This is a genomic window from Chryseobacterium sp. 27AL (assembly GCF_057815395.1).
The window spans coordinates 1-355 of sequence record NZ_JBYRIW010000048.1 but is presented as its reverse complement, the minus strand read 5'-3'; the positions used below and the strand labels follow the sequence as shown (position 1 = coordinate 355).

Below are 355 nucleotides of genomic sequence, written 5' to 3'. Positions count from 1 at the left end.
GTTTGGCAACGGTTACTGCATTATTGGCAAGGTGTGTAGTGCTAACTTTGCCTGTGCCTATAGAAGTTATCCCTGCATTAGAAATGGTGACATCTCCTGTCGGACTTACGGCTGTGGCCACATTTGAAGCATTTCCCACTAAGATGTTTCCGTTGTTCAGGGTAGTACTTATTCCATTGGCAGTAGGGGCCCAGGTTGTTCCGTTCCAACCCAGTACCTGTCCTGAAGTGGCGGACATCTGGTTAAGCTTTGAAGCTGTTACCGCACCATCTGCTATTTTAGCAGAAGTTACTGCATTGCTTGCAATGGTAGGGGCAGCAACAGGTCCTGCTAAATCTCCTGCCAGTTGTATAAT

The 355-nt window shown here is 47.3% G+C and carries 1 protein-coding gene; it reads right to left on the bottom strand.

Features of this window, described 5'->3' with window-relative positions; all coding sequences use genetic code 11:
- Window positions 1–355 (bottom strand): hypothetical protein (locus AC3WV0_RS18140; RefSeq protein WP_488847490.1); only part of this gene is annotated, 355 nt, incomplete at both ends.